Genomic DNA, 15,642 nt, shown 5'->3' with positions numbered 1-15,642 from the left:
AGGGAAATTCGGCTTTTCCCTGACATCCCTGACGTTCCCTGACAGGCGGTCAGGGCTTGTTTTCGCTGGTCAGGGATTTTCCCTGACATCCCTGACGGTTACGGGGCTTCCGTCGCGTCCACGAGGGTCGTGATGGAGGGGTGGACACGGAACGTGACGGCGGGTTGGCGGCCTCGGCGGCTGTCGGCGGGGGGCTGGTCGGTGCGGAGGTAGCCGTGCTGTTCGAGCAGGTGCAGGGCGGGTTCGACGTCGGCGACCTTCTTGTAGCGGCGGCTGCTGGCGACGGCGTCGTGGGCCTTGATGTGGGTGCGGTGGGTGCCGTCCTGCTTGGGCCGCTGGAGCCACTGGAGGATGGCGTGGGCGTCCTCGGTGGCGGGGTCGGCGGCGATGAGGTCGAACACGGCGAGGGTGTGGGCGGTGTAGTAGTCGGCGATCTCGGCGGCCCTGTCGACGGCGGCGGCCTCCAGGTCGGCGCGCCAGGCACCCTGGTCCTGGTCGGAGGCGATGTGGTCGGCGAGGTGGAGCAGGACGGCGATGCGGGCGATGTGGCCGACGAGCTTGCCGGCCCAGTCCTTGATGTGGGAGAGCGGCTGGTCGGGGCGGAGCTGGACCTCGACGCGCTCCTGCAGCTTCTCGATGGCGAGGTCGGCAGCCTGGTTCATAAGCACGACCACGGGTTCGGTGAGGTCGGTCATCGCGCGGAGCAGGCGGGTCAGGTTGCGGTCGTAGGCGTTCGCCGCCTTGTCGGGGATGGGGGTGGTGCGGATCTTGCGGTAGCCGAGGTTGGACGGCGGCAGGGAGTAGAGGAAGCGGGCGAGCAGGCCCCGGTCGCGGGCCCCCGAGGCGGCGCCGAGTTCCTGGAGGACGGCGGGCTGCGGGGTGGCGCCGATGGTCAGGGCGGGCTTGTCGACGGTGGTCTGCTCGCGGGTGATGCGGTCGACCTGGAGACGTTCGCCCTTGTGGGCCTGGAGGAAGACGCCCAGGTTGGGCTTGCTGGAGTAGCGGCCGACGATGCTGTCGAAGAGGTCGCCTTCGGGGGAGAGCGCGGCCAGGCAGCGGTGGACGGCGAGCTGGCTGGTGACGGTCTCGGGGGTAATGTCCCCGGACAGCGTCAGCCGCGGGTTCGGGGGGACGGTGATCTGCTCGGCGAGCATCTTGGCGGCGGAGATCTCCGCCATGAGCTGGGCGCGGTCGGTGTCGGGGTTCTTGCGGGCCTTGGTCATCAGGGCGTCGACCTCGGCGAGCGCGGCGTCCCGGGCGGTCTCGGCCTCGATGATCGCCGCCCTGGTCTCGGCCTGGAGCTCGGCCTCGACCTTGTAGACCGGGCCCATCATGAACGCGAACACGTCGCTTTTGCGGCTGGCCGGGGGCATCGCGCAGGTGAGGTAGAGGTTGGACTGCTCGCGCCAGCCGGGCCGGATCTCCACGCCGACCCGGCCGCCGGCGGCGGTCGACAGCGCGGCCAGGGCCATGGTGGCGGACGCGTCCGGCGGGGTCTGGGTGAACTCGGCGACCGCGGCGACGTAGGCGCCGACCCACTCGGGGAGCGCGTCGACGGGGAAGGTCGGCAGGCCGGTGTGGGAGCCGAGCGGGACGGGGTCGAGCCAGGTGTCACCGGCGGCGAGGTCCGCGAGCACGGAGAGGGCTGCAGTGCGGACGGCGTCCAGGTCGGTCTGGTCGTCGCCGGCCATGTGGGCGAGGCGGCTGGTGTTCGTGCCGATGCGGCGGCGCTCGGCGGCCACGCGAACGACCTCGGCGTAGTAGTCGCCGTTCGCGGCGGTGGGGGTGGCCGCGATACAGGTGTGCAGGTAGCCGGGCCCGCCGATGCGACCAAGGTCGCCCTGGGCGCGCAGGACGCCGGTCAGCAGCAGCGGGTCGACCGGCCGCTCGCCGCCGGCCATGCGGGTGATGGCGCGCCAGATCGTCTCGTGCGCGGGGTGGTGGAAGACGCCGGGATCGCCAAGCTGGGCGGCCAGCGCCGGGATCTGGGCGGGGTCGAGCAGGGCGGAGCCGATGACGGCCTGCTCGGCGGCCTTGACCTCGGCGGGCTCGGGCCGGAACGGGATCACGTTCGGCGCGTACTCGGTGCTCAACGCGGGCTCCTTTCGTGCGGAGCGGAGCTGGGCGGTCCGAGCCCGGGAGAACTCCGGGCGCGGACCGCCCGAGGGATGGGTGGTCAGAGGTCGAACAGGCCGTCCGGGTCGGCGGCCTGGCGGGCCTTGTCGGCGGCGCGGCGGGTGGCGTCGTGGCACTCCGGGCACCACGCGGCGAGCGCCTGCTTGGGCAGGGCGGCGGCCTGGTGCGCGGGCAGGAGCAGACCGTGCGGTTCGGCCGGGGCGGCGAGCAGGTGGACGGGGCCGGTGCCGTGGCGGTGGCCGTAGCCGCCGTGGACGGTGGGGCAGCGTCCGCCGTCCTTGTCGTGGTTTTTGCCGCAGGTGCCGCGGCACTGGCAGCGGCCCGCGGCGGCGGCAAGGACGGCCTGCCACAGCCCCTGCCGGTCGCCGAGCGGTGGGGTCCGGGTCACGCGGCCACCCCCAGCTCGGTGCCCGCAGTGGCGCGGTCGAGGAGCAGGCGCAGGGCGGCGGCGGCCTGGTCGGGCAGGACGCCGTTGCCGAGCGCCTTGAGCTGGGCGGTGCGGGACAGGCCGGGGACGGTGGTGACATGCCCCGGGGGCAGGCCCATCAGCCACTCGACGAAGACGGGGTTCAGGCGTCCTCGATCGTCAGTTGGCCGGGGTACGGGTCGGCCGAGGACCGTTTCCCACCGGCGGACGGCCGGGCCGTACGGGCCCCAATCCGGGCCGCCGCCGAGGGCAGCGTCAGGTCCCCCTTGCTGCCGCGCTGGTTCGGCCCGCCCTTGGTCCCGTCCGTCGCCCTCGGGGTCGGCAGCAGCGAGGCCATCTCCGCCGCGAGGGACAGGCCGTGCTTCCCCGCCTCCTGCGAGGGGGTGCGCTTGGTCTGCCGGTTCTCGTTCTCCGAGGCCCTGGGGGTGGGCAGGAGCGAGACGGTGTGCCGCAGATTCATCCCGCCCCGGGCCGTGTGCCCCGTGCCCGTGGCCTCCGACACGGTCGGGGTCGGCAGCAGCGACACCGTGTTCGGCAGGCCGTCCGCGAAGCCCCGGCCACGCGAGTCGCGGGCCCTGGGGGTGGGCAGGCCAGGCGAGGAGAAAGACCCGGGTGCGCTGGTGGGCGGCGCCGACGTCGGACGCTCGCACGCTCGTCCATTCCGCATCGAACCCGAGGCCGGCCAGGTCTCCCAGAACGGCGCCGAGAGCGCGAAGAGCGAGGGGCCGTCCGGTCGCCGGGTCCAGATCCGGCGCTCCGGATCCCACTCCAGCACCGCCGCGGTCGGCTTTCGCCGAGAGGAGGCCTTGGACATTCTCGATCACCACCAGGGAGGGCCGGAGTTCACGGACGGCGCGGGCGACCTCGACCCACAGGCCGGAGGCGGCGCCGGGGACGATCCCGGCGCCTTTGCCGGCCAGGCTGACGGACTGGCAGGGGAAGCCGGCGGCCAGCACGTTCACCGGCTCGGCCTCGTACCAGTTCACGGCGGTGATGTCGCCGAGGTTCGGCACGTACGGGTGGTGGTGGGCGAGGATCGCCGTCGCCCCGGGGTCGGGGTCGGCGACCCACGCCAACTCACCGCCCAGCACCTGCTGGACGGCCATGTCCAGGCCGCCGTACCCGCTGCACAGCGAGCCGATCCGCGGCCCGCTCACGACGCGTCGCCGAGCAGGGCGGCTACGGCCGGGCCGGCGAGCCGGTTGACGTGCTCGGCGAGCACGGCCACGGCGGCCTTGGCCTGGCCGGTCAGCTCGGGGCCGACCCGGTTGGCGGTCGGGACGACCAGCGTGGCGGCGGGGACGGGCAGGCAGAGGTAGGCGGAGAGGAGCATCACGGGCCGCCGGTCGGGGATCGGCTCGACCGTCGGCGACCAGGGGCCGCGGTCGTGGCAGTCGCGCTCCCAGTCCAGCCATCGGCCCGGCCGCGGGCGGGTGGCGAGGGCGTGGTGGGGGACGGGGGCGGTGATGCGCAGGACCAGGGCGGTGGGGTCGTCCTCGGCCGGGTGGGCGGTGACGGCGAGCAGGTCCGGGCGGATGCGGACGTAGCCGGGGGACATCACCGGGGCGGTGGCGATGCCCCACGCGACGACGGCGAACTCGGCGCCGGTGTAGGGCGGTTCGCCTTCGCGGGGCAGGCCGGCGTACCGGTCGAGGTAGACGCCGAACCGCGAGTTGCCGTCGGAGGCGTGGCGCCGGTCGTAGTCGTCGTCCACGAAGGCGAGCGTGACGGGGTCGAACTCGGGCATGCTGGATCCCATCTCTGTGAAGGGGACGCACGGCCCCGCCGCGACCGCCTGTTCTTGGCAGAGAGTCGGTCGCTGCGGGGCTTCGTGCTGTCCGGATGGTGCGGGTGGGCCGGGTGCCGGGCGGGTGCCCGGCGCGATCAGTCCTCGGCGCGGTCAGTCCTCGGTGCGGTGGTGGCCGGCGAGGAGGTCGTTCAGGGGGCGGGTGGTGCCGTCGTCGTGGCGCCAGATCTCGCCGCCGGGCGTGGACGGGGTGCCGAGGTACCAGGTCCAGCCCTCCAGGACGAGGAGGGTGAGGTGCTGGGCGTGGTCGAGGCGGGTGCCGAGGTGGGCGAGGGCGGGCTCCAGGACGCCGGGGGCGGCCGGCCAGGGGTGCAGGTGCCAGGCCTCCCGGCCGGTCTTGCCCTTGTCGCTGGTGGCGCCGGGCCGCTTGATCAGGAGGTAGGTGGCTCCGTCGTAGGTGACCTCGTAGGACGTGGAGTCGATGCGGGTCAGGGTGATCTGGGGCATGGGCCCTCCGGGGCGACGGGTGGGATCGGGCTGTCCGTCCCCCGCACCGCCCGCACCCCGCCCGCGGGGGCGAGGGGCGGGCGGAACGGCGGTGGGCACAGGCCGGTCAGTCGCCGTCGGGGCCGCAGGCGCAGTTCTCGGGGTCGGCGCCCTGGCCGATCTGGCAGGCGCAGTAGATGAGCCCGAGCGGGGTCTCGACGGGCTCGCCGCCGGGGCAGTGGTCGCACTCGCCCGGCTGCCAGTCCTCGGAGCCGTCGGTGTCGAGGTCGTCGTACTCGTCGGGGTCGAAGTCGTGGTCGTCGTACACGGGCGTGCCCTCCGGTCAGGCGGCCCGGCGCGTGCGGGCGCCGGGGAACTGGTGGACGGTGGCGAGACGGGCGGGCTGCTCGGCGGCCGGGGCCGGGGCGCCCTCGCCGCCGTCGGGCGGGGCCGTGTCGGTGGTGGCGGTGCGGTTGGCGCGTTCGGCGGCGGACTCGGCGAGGACCTGGTGGACGGCGGCGGAGTCGGTGCGGCCGCGGTGCTGGGTGATGAGGGCGGCGGCGCCGAGGAGGGTGCCGGGGCCGAGCAGGGCGGCGGCGGTGAGGGCGTCGGTGGTGGTGCTCACGGGGTACCTCCGGTGCGGGCGGCGTGGGCGAGCAGGTCGACCAGGTCGGCACCGAGCAGGCGGGCGCGCTGCTCGATGGCGGTCCAGGACTCGGGGTCGATGTGCATGAGCGCGGCCAGCGCGGCGGCCGGCTCGCGGTTGGCGGCGGCGGTGAGGGCTTCGCGCAGGTGGACGGCGGCCAGCGGCCGGATCGCGGCGGGCGTAGTCATCGCGGGCGCCGGGTCAGTGGCTGCTGAGGGCGGAGACGACGGCGGCGAGGAGGTTGTTCACGGGCCCGGCCAGGCCGGTGGAGGCGGCGGTGAGGCCGGACAGCCAGACGATCAGGGCGGTGCCGGCGCCGACGCGCTTGGTCCACACGAGGGTGATGGTGATCAGGCCGGTGACGGCGGCGACGGAGATGGTCACGTTCATGCGGTTCTCCCGGACGGTGCGGTGGGCGGACGGTGGTCTGCGGGGTGGGGCTAGTTGGTGCCGGCGGTCCAGGTGCGGTGGGCGACGTTGTAGAGGTGGCGGCCGACGCGGATGCGCTTGCCGACGCCCCGGCAGCGGCGGCAGTGCTTGCCGCGCTTGGGCTTGCCGCGGCGGTCGTGGGTGAGCTGGAAGCCGAGGCCGTCGCACTTGCGGCAGTCACCGAAGGGGCTCGCGGCACACAACGCTGCGTAACAGAGCGCGGCCAGCGCGGCGGCGGCGAGCGCGGCGAGTATCAGGGGGGTCATGGGTGCCTCCAGGGCGGTTTCGGGAGGTCTAGGGGGTGGCGTGCTAGGGGCTAGCGTCCTGATCAGGGCCTATGGGGGCCGCTAGCGGGGGTGCTAGGTCTAGCGGGGATGGCCGCTAGGCCTAGCACCCGATCCGGGGCCGTCCGGAGCTATCCGGCGTCGCGCTTCTTGTCGCGCTCGGTGACGACCTTGGTGATGTCGGTGCGGGTGATGCCGCGCCGGTTGGCGCCCTTGCCGTCCTCGGTGGTGCCCCAGACCTGGCCGGTGGTGATGCCGTAGGGCTTGAGCGCGGTCACGAGCTGGTCCGCCTTCGCGCGGCCCTCCAGCTCTCCCCACGGCCCGTACGCGTCCGGCCGCAACTCGGCCAGGCGGGCAACGATGGTCTCCGACCACAGCTTCGGCTCATCCGGGCCGAAGACGCCGAGGATGTCGGCGAGCAGGTCGTACGACGGCGCCGTCGCCGGCGTCGAGCCCGCTCCGCCGGCTGCGTGACCGGACAGCAGCCCGGCGCTCTCGCGGGCTTCGCGGCCGCGCTGGGCGATGGCCTCCGCGTTGGGGGCGTCCACGAACACGCTGCGGACGATCTGGGCGTCGGCGCCCTCACCGCCGATGTAGTAGGCGATGCCCCGGTCCGAGCGGGTGAACGTGGTGGCCCTGATCCCGCGCTTGTAGGCGGAGGTGCCGAGCACCATGTCGTTCTCGGTCTGCCCCATGACCTTGAGGCAGAGCCGCAGGATCGCGTTCGCGGAGATGCCGGTGGGCAGGGACTTGGCGTCGGGGCGCTGGGTGGCCAGCAGCAGCACGATCCCCGTCGCCGGACCGCGCTTGACGAGGTCGGTGCAGATCTCCTCGAACTCCGCCCCGTACTTGGGGTGTTCGAACCAGACCTGGCACTCGTCCGCGCCGACGACGATCGGGTGCAGCCGCAAGCTCTTGTTGTCGGCGAGCTTGCTGGTGACCTTCGACTCCGGGCACACGTCCCGGGGCAGGGAGCGGATCACCTTGGTGCGGCGCCGCAGCTCCTCGCGCAGTTCGCGCAGGTCGGCGATGGCGTACTCGATGTCCTCGTCGTCGTCGCCCGCGCGGTGGCGGTGGCTGACCTTTTCGCCGACCGGGTCGAGGTCGCCGGTGCCTTTGAGGTCGTAGGTGTGCAGCTCGGCCCGCGGGTCGAGGGCCGCGATGAGCAGCAGCAGGCGGAGCAGGAAGGTCTTGCCCATGCGCGGGACCGCGCCGATCACGCCCGCGATGAACATCAGGGTGACGTTCACCCAGGCGCCGCGCTGGTCGGTGGCGAACGCCACCGGGTCGAACAGGTCCACGGTGCCCTTGCGGGCCAGCGGCCAGGCGGGCTGCTTGGCGGTGGCCATGTCCTGGTCCCCGACCCACAGCACCATGCGGCCGGGGTGCTCACCCGGCGCCTGCTCCGGCCACACCGTGCCGAGCGGGCGGCGCAGGCCGGAGGCGAGCTGCCCGCGCTTGCCCATCACGTCCGCGACCTCGACGCCGTGCGGCAGCTCGACGTCGGCGCGCCACCCGGGCCCGTCGCGCATGATCGGGGCCGGGAACGTGATGCCGGAGCCCTTGGACTTGGCGGAGGTGATCCCGCCGATCCCCAGCGACTCCAGCGCCCGCACCACCATGTCCGAGGTCAGCTTCGGCGCCTTGGCCTTGACGACCGCGCGGGTGATGAGCGGTTCGTCCGCCGGCGCGCCGGCCACGCCGAGCGCCAGCACCACCGCGGAGGCCAGCGCGAGCAGGGTCGCGGTGCTGGTCAGCACCCACAGCACGATCACCGCGGTGAGGCCGAACACCGAGCCGAGCAGGGAGATCAGGGACCGCAGCCGCACACGGTTGTCGCGCTGGCGGGTGAGCTTGAGGTACAGCTCCGCATCCTCTCGCCGGGCCGCGGCCGCCCGCAGCGGCTGGCCCTCGGCGTCGGAGGTCCACCGGCCCATGAAGGTGAGCAGGCGGGCCGTGCCGCGCGGGGCCCGCGCGGCGAGGCGTCCGGCGTAGAGCGGGGTGCGGATCGCGTGGTAGGCGGCCGTGTGGCCCATCCACCCGGCCACGTAGGCGAGTTGGGTCTTCAGCTCGGCCTTGGACAGCAGCCACGCGGGCAGGATCGGGCGGCGGGTGCCCTCCGGCACCGGCAGCGGCACCGCCTGGGGCTGGTCGACGTAGACGGACGGGCCGTCCTCGTCGTCGTCCACGGCGGTCGCGGCGGCGGGGCGGCGTTCGGCGCGGGCCTTGGCCAGGTCGACCACGCCGTCGGCGGACATCTCGGCGGCCAGGCGGGCGAACAGCTCGTTCTCGGCGTCGTCGCCGGGGGTGTGGTGGTTCACTGGGGCTTCCTTCCTCACTGCTGGTGTGGTGCGGAAAGGGGCCCCGGGACGGCCGGACGCGCCGGCAAGCAAGCACGGCCGTCCCGGGGTGATCCGAAGGTGGCGGCCAGTCAGCCGACGGGGACCGCGTCCAGGGCGGCGGCCTCGGCGGTGGCCGGTTCGGGCTGGTGGTAGAAGCCGGTCAGCTTCACCGGGACGCCGCCGTAGGTGATGGTGGCGGTGAGCCAGGCGAGCGTGCCGGACATGGCGGTGTCGTGGTTGACGGCGCTCGGGTCGATGTCGAGGGTCTGGCGCCACTGCTCGAAGTGGTCGAGGCCGTTGTGCAGGGCGACTTCCAGCCCCCACAGGAAGTCGTGCGTGTCGGGCACCCGCAGGTACTGGAGCTGGACGGTCGGGGCGGGCAGCGTCGAGTGGGCGCTCAGGAGGGACAGCAGCACGCCGGCCGCGTTGATCTGGTCGGCGGCGGCGGTGGGACGGGTGTCGGTGGCGGTGGTCACTGTGCGTTCTCCTTGCCGGCGTCGCCGGGGTTGGTGCGCTCGGCCTCGATGGCGGCGCGCAGGCGGACGGCGGTCTCGTTGCGGCAGCCGAGGAGCGCGCGGACCTTGCGGGTCGACAGCTCCTCGCCGTCGGCGGCCAGGTCTGCGGCCAGCACCCGGACCCGGGCCAGATCGGCCGGGTCGAGGGGGCGTTCCCCGGCCGGGCCGGAACCGTTCCCGGCCACCGTGGCCAGGGGCTCGCTGCTCGGCCTGTCCGGGTTCGGTGCGGGCACGTTCGACCCGGTTCCGTAAAGGGCTTCGAGTGCTTCCGTGGTGATCGGGGAAGCGTTCCGCAACTCGTCGGGAACGGTGTCGAGGTAGACGCCGTCGGACGGCCCGGAGGGCAGCGGCAGCGTGAGGGCGGGGAACGGGTCGTCGGGCATTCCCGGCCACAGATCGGCCGGCGCCGGCAGCGCGCTCAGCTCCGCCACCCGGGCGCGGGCGTTGAGCCGCTGGGCCAGCAGCTCGGCGGTCAGCCCGGGGACGGTGACGCCGTGGACGTACTCCCACGCGATCCGCCACGCCTCATCGGCCGACAACGCACCGTAGGCGGCGGCGGACAGCAGCCGGTCCGCGACCTCCCGCACCTTCGGGTGGTGGGCGGCGCGGCGGCGGGCGTGCTCGGTCCGCTCCTTCGACTGCTTCTTCTCGGCGGTGGTCGGGCCGTGGCCGCCGTGGGTCTGCAGGTCGGTCAGCCACACGGCGCCGATGCTGGACAGTGCCAGCACGAATGCCACCCACCGGTGGTCCGGGTACTGCTGCCAGCCGTGGGCGAAGTTGATCCCGGCGGCAATGGCGCCGGCGGCCCACGCGCCGAGGCGGTAGGTGTGGGTGGAGCGCTCGCCCTCGGCCTGTGCGCCCATGGCGACCAGCGCCCACGCGCCGCCTTCCAGCATCGCGGCTAGCAGCACCGCGAGCAGCAGCGCTACGTCCGCGCCGTCGAGCGCGGCCACCTGCGACACGACGGCCGGCACGATCGAGCACGCCTGCACCAGCCGGACGAACGCCCGCGCCGGATTCGCCGACACCCAGCCGGTCACCCGGCCGAACCGCGCGGCCCGCGCCGCCCGGCGCCGGTCCTTGCCCTGCTCGACGGCGCGCCGGTCGGCATCGCGCCGCTGGCGGGCCGCCTCGGCGTCCAGCCGGGCCTGCTCGCGTTCCTCCCGCCGGTCCGCACGGGTGTCGGCCCGCTCGGCCTGCCGGTCGGCCCGGCGTTCGGCGCGGTAGTCGTTCAGCCCGCTCACCGCAGCCACCTCCGCTTCGGCTGCTCGCCGTCGGTGGTGAAGCCGGCGTACTCCACCGGGGCGGCCGACGGCGCGTGCATCACGGTGTTCACGGCCGTGAACAGCGCGGCCCCGGCCGCCGCAGCGGTGGCCAACTGCGGGTAGCCGTGGTCGGTCGCCACACGTGCGCCGACCTGGGCGGCGGAGCTGACCTTGTGCACGGCCATCGGGTTGTCGGTGGCTCGCATGACCCAGTCGTAGAGGCTCATGCCGCGGCCCCCGAGCGGAATCGGCGACCGGCGGGGCGCGGGCGGTGGAGCGGGACGGGGGCGGTCTTCAGCAGCTCGGCCGCGATCTCGGCGGACTCCGGGTCCGTCTCCCACAGCTCCGCCAGCACCTCCCGGGCGACGTCGGTACGGGCCTGGTACTCGGTCACGCTCTCGCCGGCCACGCCGCCGAACAGCGCCCCGAACGGCTCGTTGTCGACGCCGAGCGCCAGCTCAGCGAACTCCAGGGCCGAAACGGCCCGTTGACCTGCAACAATCGACTTCACGGGTCTACCTCTTCCAGTTGGTGGGTGGGCCCAGCGGGGGCGGCTCCTCTTCCGGCCAAGGACACGGGAGCCGCCCACCGCTCAGGGCAGTAGATGGGTTGAGCTGGGGGTTAGTGCTCCGGGACCAGCTCGCCGTTGCCGTAGCGGCGGGAGCCGTCGGCGCACCGGACGATGTGGCGCGGGCCGTTGCGGAACGGGCTCCACGTCTCGACCAGCTCGCGCTCGTCCTCGCCGACCAGGTCCAGCGCGCCCGCCGGGCGGGCGGCCAACAACTCGTTCACCAGGGCCTCGACGCGCCCGTTGCGGGTCCGGTCGACCACGCGGTCGTCCTTGCTCCTGGTGGAGACCCGGGCGAACTCCCGGGCCGTGTCGTTCAGGTGCTTCATGTCCGGCTTGGCGTGCCGGTTCTTGGCGGGCGCATCGACCGGCTCGGTGGTGGTGGAGGCCTGGCACGGGCCGCAGACGGCGCTGCGGTTCGCGCGGTTCAGCTTCGTCCCGCACTCGGTGCACTTGGCGGGCTCCTCCTCGGCGGCGACCTGAGGTGCCGCCCCGGCCTCGGCCAAGACATCCGCGCCGGCCGCCAGGATCGTTCGCCAGTCCTGCACGCCGATCTCGCCACTCCACCGCGGCGCCCGCTTCCCGGTCAGCCGACCGAGGCGGCAGACCGCAGCGCGACGGCGACGCTCGTCACCCTGAGCCTCCGCCACCCACGCGCCCGCCGAAATCCGGCAGGAGCGGCTGGTCAGCGACGCCACACGGCGGGCGTAGGAACGGCCGGTCACGGTCGGGGTGGTGGACATGCGGGAAGTGGCGAGCATGGCGAAACCTCCTGAATCGTCAGGTGGAGCGCAGGTGGGATCAGCACGTTGACGTGCTGGAATAGCGCGACCTGAGAGCTTTGTTCTCTCTGTCGCACAGTTCAACTGTGAGGCAGAGAGGTCAGAGTTGGCAAGTCCATCGGCCCGGTGTCATGCGGAAGCATTGGTTCCGGCCGGAGCGTGCGGCACTATGAGGCACAGACGCAGAGGGATGTGGAGAGTTGATGGTCGAGTGGACCGGAGAGAAGCCCGCCTACCGGCAGGTGGCGGACGACCTTTGCGTGCGAATCGCTGCCGGGGAGTTCGCTGCCAGCGGGCGGATCCCGTCGCTGGCGGCGCTCCAGACGCAGTACGAGGTGACGGTGACGGTTGCTCGCAGGGCCGTAACGCACCTGAAGGAGATTGGTCTGGTGGTGAGCCACCAGGGCAAGGCGGCGTTCTTGGCGCCAGACGCGGCGGTCAAGGCAGCCGCGGCGGCGGGCGAGGCCGGCCAGCTGCGACAGGAGCTGGCGGAGGTTCGAGATGAGCTCCGCGCGCTAGCTGCGCGGGTGGCGGAGCTTGAGGCCAAGTGATGGCTGGGCGGGGGGATCAGGGGATCGCGGGTTCGCTGCGGTCCCCTCTCTGCATATCGGGGCGCTTGGCTCCGCATTGCTACCTCCTCGGTGGTGCGGACTGATCTCAGTTCACACCTGCCGTCGAGGAATCGGTATCACGGAGCCTTACCGGTATTCGGTTGCACATATTTACACGAGTAGTATCACGACTTCTATCGCGATTTTCAGGTGACTCAACGAGCCGCTACACTCGCGGCACGAGCAGTTTCCTAGGAGGGGAATATGGCTCGGCAGCGCCCAGATTGGAATCCGGCATTTCTCAAAGAGGTCAGGGAGTCCCACGGCCTGACCCTTGAGGAAGTCGGGGAGAAGCTGCGGGAAATCGGCGAGCGGCACAAGTTCAGCCTTGCGGCCAACTTTCAGACGGTCTGGGCACACGAGAAGGGAACAGCATTCCCGCGCCCCGACTATCGCCGGGCCTACTGCATTCTCTACCGCCTGAATGAGGCGGAGCTGGGTTTCCGCCGGGCCCTCCCCGGAGAGGTCGCTACGGTGCCCAACCAGCGTTCAACAGAGACTGTCCCCGACCTGGCCGAGACCATCCGTGAGGCTCTCGGCAACTTGCGCGAGGGTGCGGATGGGGTCGACGCCGACGCGTTCCGCAGCCGCATCGTGGATGAGTGGAGGCGCCGGGCAGCTGGTGATGACGCCGGTCCGGTCGTTCTTCTGGTTGGCGGCTACGCCGGTTCCGGAAAGTCCGAGTACGCCAAATTCCTCGGCCGCCTCACGGGGTGGCCAATCCTCGACAAGGATTCGCTGACCCGGCCGCTGGTCGATCAGCTTCTGCTGGCCCTTGGTGGAGAGGCAAACGACCGGAGTTCCGACCTCTACCGCGAGAAGGTGAGGCCGCTCGAATACCGCTGCCTCATGGAGGCCGCGTGGGACAACCTGAATTGCGGGACCTCCGTAATTCTCGACGCGCCGTTCCTCGCGGAGTTCTCGCAAGCGGACTGGATGCAGCGCTTCTACAACCGGTGCAAGGCGAAGCGGGTCGCCGTGGCGGCGATCTGGGTGGAATGTGACCCCGAGTCGATGAGGGAGTACATCGAGTTCCGGGGTGCGGCGCGGGACATGTGGAAGATGGAGGCGTGGGAGGACTACCTGGCCACGGTCGATCTGAAGCTCAGGCCGGCTGGTCCCCACTTCGTCGTGGACAACCGCCTCGGCGCGGCCGTCGCCGCCGCCGACCAGGCGCGCGACGCTTTGAGCGGGGGCGGGCTGTGACCGCCCGGGGCCTCATCCTCTACGGGCCGCCGGCAGCCGGGAAAGACACGGTGACGCGGGCGCTCCAAGAGGTCGGGGACTACCGGCTGTTCTCCAGGCTCAAGGTCGGCGCCGGGAAGTCTGAGGGGTACCGAATGGGCACTCCCGGGCAGCTGGCCGAGCTGGAGTCGGCGGGTGACGTCATCTACCAGAACCGCCGGTACGGGAACACCTACGTCATCGACCGCCCAGGCATGGATGCCGCGTTCGGGGGTGGGACTCCGATCGTGCACCTGGGCCAGATCGACGGCATCGCTGCCCTGGTCGGCGGCTATCCGGCGGACTGGGCCGTCGTACTCCTCTGGTGCGGACGAGAGGTGACCGCAGCCCGCTCGGCTGGCCGGGGGGACCAGGACACCGAGGCTCGCCTGAGTGCCTGGGACGCGACTCAGGCCGATGTTGAGGCGCACCCTGACCAGGCGTGGGATCTGTCGGTGGACACCAGCGCAGTGGACCCGGCGGAGGCTGCCCGGCTGATCGATGCACTTCTCTCGGGCGGTGGCCGGTAGCGGCCGGGACGACAGCTCCTACGGGCGGGTAAGACGGTCAAGGGCCTCGTCGGGTGTCAGCTCGGCGAGGTCTTTGCTGTCCTCCCACCGGGCGAGAGTCTGCGATACGGCACGTAGCACCTCGTCAGGCAGCCCAATGGCGGACAGCATGTCGGCAGCCTCGTCCATCTCAGGGCCCCAACGCCATGCTCGGGCAGCGGTCTTGGCGATGTACTCGGTCTCCACCAGGTAGCTGCCCTGCCGCTTGCCGGCGACATCGAGCAGCGCGTCGTCCACGCCGTGAGCACGTGCCGCGCCGAAGGCAATTGCCGCGAGCACGCGGGACGCCTTCTGGTACGAGCTGTACGCCAGCTTCAGAGCTGATGCCTGCCCGATCTCCGTCCCTAGAAGGGGAGTTGCCACCGCGCTTCCGGCAAACAGTCCTTGCGTCAACGAGACGGCGTCGGACGGGCCGGAAAGGTACAACCGGGTCCGCTTCCCACCGATGGGCGGGGATCCGATGACCGCGCCATCAACCACAGCTTGGGCGGACTTGCCCAGCAGCTCGGCGATGCGAGCCATCCGTTCAGGGTTGATGGCATTGGCCTCCATGTAGACGCCGGCGTACCGACGCTCGGCGACGGAATGCGCCACCTGCTCGGCAGCGGCCGGCGGGCAGAGGCTGAGGATGACGTGTGCCTGCTCCACCAGCTCGTCCAGACTACTGACGGGCTCCAGCTCGGCCTGCTCAGCCCGGGCCGTGGTGGCCGCACTGCGGCCGGTCGGGCACCAAAGCACCCGTGCGGCGTTCGGCCGTGCGCAAGCGGCCACCGCAGCACCCATGCTTCCGGGGTGGACGATGCCGACGATCGGCTTGATGGTCATCGTGGATTCTCCGGGAGTCCGAGCAGAAAGTCCGCCGCATCGGCGACGGTGGGCGCGATGTGGTCGGGGGTGAGTCCGGGCGTGGCCCAGGCGGCGCCCGCCGAGACCCAGACCGTTCGCAGCCCGGCGGCACTGGCCCCGGCGATGTCCGTCACCGGGTTGTCTCCGACCATCCAGGCAGCGGCAGGAGGCTCGAAGCCGCAGCGCGAGGCAGCCGTCCGGAAGGCTTCGGGGTCTGGCTTGCGGGCGCCGGCTTCCTCGGAGATGCACACCGCATCCACGTGGTTCACGATGCCTGCCGCGGTGAGCTTGGCCCGCTGAATGTCCGTCGCGCCGTTGGTCAACACGCCCACCGTCCACCCGGCGGCCCGGAGCAGGTCGAGGCGGACCAGGATCTCCGGGGCGCACGTGACCTTCGCGGCCAGCCCGACCACGTAGGCGTCCCACAGTTCTGCCGCGGACTCGGCCGGACCGAGGGTTGTGCGCAACGCCTCGAAGGTTTCCGGCAGTGCCCGGTCCCGTAGCGCATCGGTCAACCTCTGGGCGGCCGCTGGCGCCAGACGCCGAGCGACGCTGAAGTCCGCAGCCCACGCGGTCACCGCATCGCGCCGGTTGATCAACGTGTCGTCGAGGTCCATGAGAACGAGCCTGCCCATGGCGGCGACCCTACCGACGGCGCGACGGGCACGCGACGCCCCGCAGCAGGCGACCCGGCCTGTGAGCAGGAACACAAAAGGCCGGTGTCTGGCAGCGGATCGCTGCCAGACACCGGCCTTCGGGTGCTCA

At 72.2% G+C, this 15,642-nt stretch carries 21 protein-coding genes and 1 pseudogene; 3 read left to right on the top strand and 19 right to left on the bottom strand.

Features of this window, described 5'->3' with window-relative positions; genetic code table 11:
• Window positions 1-98 precede the first annotated feature (98 nt).
• From ACYP53_RS09780 to ACYP53_RS09700, 17 genes and pseudogenes are all read right to left on the bottom strand, one after another.
• On the bottom strand, window positions 99-2,093 hold the full coding sequence (locus ACYP53_RS09780) for a YfjI family protein (RefSeq protein WP_459647172.1): 1,995 nt from the start codon (window positions 2,091-2,093) through the stop codon (window positions 99-101).
• 83 nt (window positions 2,094-2,176) lie between these two features.
• A complete protein-coding gene (locus tag ACYP53_RS09775) occupies window positions 2,177-2,524 on the bottom strand; it encodes a hypothetical protein (protein ID WP_459647171.1) in 348 nt (115 codons plus the stop codon).
• Window positions 2,521-2,682: a hypothetical protein gene (locus ACYP53_RS09770; protein WP_459647998.1), complete on the bottom strand. Its 162-nt coding sequence runs from the start codon at window positions 2,680-2,682 to the stop codon at window positions 2,521-2,523. Before ACYP53_RS09770 ends, ACYP53_RS09775 begins: the two co-directional genes overlap by 4 nt.
• 534 nt (window positions 2,683-3,216) lie before the next feature.
• Window positions 3,217-3,669, bottom strand: a pseudogene (locus ACYP53_RS09765) (DNA cytosine methyltransferase); the annotation flags it as partial.
• A gap of 47 nt (window positions 3,670-3,716) precedes the next feature.
• Window positions 3,717-4,310, bottom strand: coding sequence for a hypothetical protein (locus tag ACYP53_RS09760; protein ID WP_459647170.1), 594 nt, complete (start codon window positions 4,308-4,310; stop codon window positions 3,717-3,719).
• A gap of 153 nt (window positions 4,311-4,463) precedes the next feature.
• Window positions 4,464-4,817 (bottom strand): hypothetical protein, encoded by a 354-nt coding sequence (locus tag ACYP53_RS09755; RefSeq protein WP_459647169.1) that lies wholly within the window; start codon window positions 4,815-4,817, stop codon window positions 4,464-4,466.
• 106 nt (window positions 4,818-4,923) lie between these two features.
• The gene (locus ACYP53_RS09750; RefSeq protein WP_459647168.1) at window positions 4,924-5,124 is read right to left on the bottom strand and encodes a hypothetical protein; all 201 of its coding nucleotides are present in this window, start codon (window positions 5,122-5,124) and stop codon (window positions 4,924-4,926) included.
• A gap of 15 nt (window positions 5,125-5,139) precedes the next feature.
• Entirely contained in the window at window positions 5,140-5,421 is a 282-nt protein-coding gene (locus tag ACYP53_RS09745) for a hypothetical protein (RefSeq protein WP_459647167.1), read from the bottom strand.
• Entirely contained in the window at window positions 5,418-5,630 is a 213-nt protein-coding gene (locus tag ACYP53_RS09740; protein WP_459647166.1) for a hypothetical protein, read from the bottom strand. The genes ACYP53_RS09745 and ACYP53_RS09740 overlap by 4 nt, the downstream gene beginning before the upstream one ends.
• 13 nt (window positions 5,631-5,643) lie before the next feature.
• Window positions 5,644-5,832 (bottom strand): hypothetical protein, encoded by a 189-nt coding sequence (locus ACYP53_RS09735; protein ID WP_459647165.1) that lies wholly within the window; start codon window positions 5,830-5,832, stop codon window positions 5,644-5,646.
• 50 nt (window positions 5,833-5,882) lie between these two features.
• Entirely contained in the window at window positions 5,883-6,137 is a 255-nt protein-coding gene (locus ACYP53_RS09730; protein WP_459647164.1) for a hypothetical protein, read from the bottom strand.
• Between the two features lie 149 nt (window positions 6,138-6,286).
• Window positions 6,287-8,476: a cell division protein FtsK gene (locus tag ACYP53_RS09725; RefSeq protein ID WP_459647163.1), complete on the bottom strand. Its 2,190-nt coding sequence runs from the start codon at window positions 8,474-8,476 to the stop codon at window positions 6,287-6,289.
• A 110-nt stretch (window positions 8,477-8,586) separates the two neighbouring features.
• Window positions 8,587-8,973: a hypothetical protein gene (locus ACYP53_RS09720; RefSeq protein ID WP_459647162.1), complete on the bottom strand. Its 387-nt coding sequence runs from the start codon at window positions 8,971-8,973 to the stop codon at window positions 8,587-8,589.
• Window positions 8,970-10,256, bottom strand: coding sequence for a DUF2637 domain-containing protein (locus tag ACYP53_RS09715; protein ID WP_459647161.1), 1,287 nt, complete (start codon window positions 10,254-10,256; stop codon window positions 8,970-8,972). The genes ACYP53_RS09720 and ACYP53_RS09715 overlap by 4 nt, the downstream gene beginning before the upstream one ends.
• Complete coding sequence (locus tag ACYP53_RS09710) at window positions 10,253-10,504, bottom strand: hypothetical protein (protein WP_459647160.1); 252 nt, start codon at window positions 10,502-10,504, stop codon at window positions 10,253-10,255. Before ACYP53_RS09710 ends, ACYP53_RS09715 begins: the two co-directional genes overlap by 4 nt.
• Window positions 10,501-10,788, bottom strand: a complete 288-nt coding sequence (locus tag ACYP53_RS09705; protein ID WP_459647159.1) for a hypothetical protein — start codon at window positions 10,786-10,788, stop codon at window positions 10,501-10,503. Before ACYP53_RS09705 ends, ACYP53_RS09710 begins: the two co-directional genes overlap by 4 nt.
• Window positions 10,789-10,898: 110 nt before the next feature.
• Window positions 10,899-11,606: a hypothetical protein gene (locus tag ACYP53_RS09700; RefSeq protein WP_459647158.1), complete on the bottom strand. Its 708-nt coding sequence runs from the start codon at window positions 11,604-11,606 to the stop codon at window positions 10,899-10,901.
• A gap of 224 nt (window positions 11,607-11,830) precedes the next feature.
• Between ACYP53_RS09700 and ACYP53_RS09695 the strand changes: the two genes are divergently transcribed.
• The 3 genes from ACYP53_RS09695 to ACYP53_RS09685 all read left to right on the top strand — a co-directional run bounded on the left by ACYP53_RS09695 (window position 11,831) and on the right by ACYP53_RS09685 (window position 13,992).
• Window positions 11,831-12,178: a GntR family transcriptional regulator gene (locus tag ACYP53_RS09695; RefSeq protein ID WP_459647157.1), complete on the top strand. Its 348-nt coding sequence runs from the start codon at window positions 11,831-11,833 to the stop codon at window positions 12,176-12,178.
• Window positions 12,179-12,442: 264 nt separating this feature from the next.
• Complete coding sequence (locus tag ACYP53_RS09690) at window positions 12,443-13,444, top strand: AAA family ATPase (RefSeq protein ID WP_459647156.1); 1,002 nt, start codon at window positions 12,443-12,445, stop codon at window positions 13,442-13,444.
• The gene (locus ACYP53_RS09685; protein ID WP_459647155.1) at window positions 13,441-13,992 is read left to right on the top strand and encodes a phosphotransferase-like protein; all 552 of its coding nucleotides are present in this window, start codon (window positions 13,441-13,443) and stop codon (window positions 13,990-13,992) included. The genes ACYP53_RS09690 and ACYP53_RS09685 overlap by 4 nt, the downstream gene beginning before the upstream one ends.
• Before the next feature lie 18 nt (window positions 13,993-14,010).
• Here the strand turns inward: ACYP53_RS09685 and ACYP53_RS09680 are convergent, their stop codons facing one another.
• Together ACYP53_RS09680 and ACYP53_RS09675 are read right to left on the bottom strand one after the other, a co-directional pair.
• Entirely contained in the window at window positions 14,011-14,856 is an 846-nt protein-coding gene (locus ACYP53_RS09680; RefSeq protein WP_459647154.1) for a DUF1932 domain-containing protein, read from the bottom strand.
• The gene (locus ACYP53_RS09675) at window positions 14,853-15,494 is read right to left on the bottom strand and encodes an HAD family hydrolase (RefSeq protein WP_459647153.1); all 642 of its coding nucleotides are present in this window, start codon (window positions 15,492-15,494) and stop codon (window positions 14,853-14,855) included. The genes ACYP53_RS09680 and ACYP53_RS09675 overlap by 4 nt, the downstream gene beginning before the upstream one ends.
• Window positions 15,495-15,642: the final 148 nt, after the last annotated feature.

The organism is Kitasatospora sp. Ki12 (genome assembly GCF_054601375.1).
Note: the sequence above shows the minus strand (reverse complement) of the source record. Positions and strands in the feature narration are given on the sequence as shown.